A 1,822-nucleotide genomic window follows, 5' to 3' on the forward strand; every position below is an offset into this window, starting at 1 on the left:
CTGCATGAAGAACACGCAGTGGCGATCGCGCACGGCTGGGCCAAGGTGACCGAGCAACCCCTAGGCGTGATCCTGCACGCCAACGTGGGGCTCATGCATGCGGCGATGGCACTATATAACGCCTGGTGCGACCGGGTGCCGATGCTTGTCTACGGCGCCACCGGACCGGTGGATGCGGCCAAGCGGCGGCCGTGGATCGACTGGTTGCATACCTCGCGGGACCAGGCGGCGGTGGTGCGTCCTTACGTGAAGTGGGACGACCAGCCGGCGTCGCTTGATGCCTCGCTGGCATCCATGCTGCGCGCCGCGTCGATCACGGCCACGCCCCCGATGGCGCCCACCTATGTCTGTTTCGACGTGAGCGTTCAGGAAGAAAANGGCCCCGCAGCTTCCTGCTGTTGCCGCGCCGGATGCGAAAAAGTTGTGGGACATGCTCGAGGGCGCAGAGGCACCGGTTTTCCTGATGGGGCGGGTTTCGCGCGATGGCCGAGACTGGGAGCGCCGGGTTGCGCTAGCCGAACGCTTCGGCGCCAGGGTGGTGACCGACATCAAGGTCGCGGCCGCCTTCCCGACGCGCCACCCGCTGCATGCTGGAGCGCCGGGCTACTTCCTCTCGCCCGAAGCGGGCAAGGTGATCGCGGACGCGGATCTTGTCGTTTCCTTCGACTGGGTCGACCTTGCGGGGACACTGGATCAGGCCGGGTTGAAGCCCGGCGCGACCCGCGTGGTGAACGTGACGCTCGAGCCCTTTCTTCAAAACGGCTGGTCGCTGGACCACCAGGCGATGCCGGCCACGGATTTCACGCTATTGGCGCGCCCCGATGATGTGGTCAATGCGCTTTGCGACATCGGTCACGTCGCGGAGCAGGGCGAACAGGCGCTCTTGGTCGCTGATCCCAAGCCACGGGCGAAAGGCGAAATCTCAGTCGACAGCCTTGCAGACGCCTTGGCCCTGGCGGTGCGGGGGCATGAGCCCAGCTACCTGCGGTTGACGCTCAGCTGGAACGGCGAGAAATGTGACTTCGCGACACCCTTGGATTACCTCGGCTACGATGGCGGTGCCGGCATCGGCTCTGGCCCCGGCATGGCGGTCGGCTCTGCCTTGGCGCTGCGCGGGCAGGGGCGTTTGCCGGTTGCAGTGCTGGGGGACGGGGATTTCCTGATGGGCTGCACGGCGCTTTGGACGGCCGTGCATCACGAGGTGCCCTTGCTGATCGTGGTGGCCAACAACCGGTCCTACTTCAACGACGAAATCCACCAGGAGCGTGTTGCCCGCGACCGCGGCCGCCCCGTCGAAAACAAGCACGTAGGCCAGGCCATCGACGAGCCGGACATCGATATCGCCGCCATGGCGCGCGCNGGACTTGGGCGAGGTATTTGCCGAGGCGATCGCCGCGGTCGGCCGTGGATCCGTCGCGGTGGTCGACGTCCGCGTGCGTCCCGGCTACAGCGAGGCAATGGCGGCAGGAATGACCCAGGAATAAGCGGGTATGCTCATGCTTTGAGGGATCAATCACGGTTTCGCAACGTGCACTTGCCAGACCCGGACTGAACGGCCATCCTGCGCTTCACCGTCCGGTCCGGCCGGAAGAGGATTTTCGATCAAGGGGTTGATCTGCGATGAGCGATGAAGTTTCGGCAGGGGGTAAGACGCCGGCCCCCAAGGCCGGCGGAGCCCCGGATTACGACGAAGAACGTCTCGCTCGTCTCATCCGGCTCGCCGCGCGGTCTTTCAACCGTTCGCTTCAGATGCGCCTGACCAGCGAAGGTGTGACCTTCGGGCAATGGATTTNTCCTTCGCATTCTTTGGAAATCGGACGGC

Annotated in this window: 1 protein-coding gene and 1 pseudogene; both read left to right on the forward strand. The window is 65.0% G+C overall.

The window, feature by feature from the left end; all coding sequences use genetic code 11:
• Nucleotides 1–45: 45 nt before the first annotated feature.
• Nucleotides 46–165, forward strand: a pseudogene (locus GQE99_RS21825) (hypothetical protein); the annotation flags it as partial.
• Between the two features lie 298 nt (nt 166–463).
• The gene (locus GQE99_RS01615) at nt 464–1,552 is read left to right on the forward strand and encodes a thiamine pyrophosphate-dependent enzyme (protein WP_456237982.1); all 1,089 of its coding nucleotides are present in this window, start codon (nt 464–466) and stop codon (nt 1,550–1,552) included.
• Nucleotides 1,553–1,822 lie beyond the last annotated feature (270 nt).

This window comes from Maritimibacter harenae (genome assembly GCF_009882975.1).
GTDB lineage: Bacteria > Pseudomonadota > Alphaproteobacteria > Rhodobacterales > Rhodobacteraceae > Maritimibacter > Maritimibacter harenae.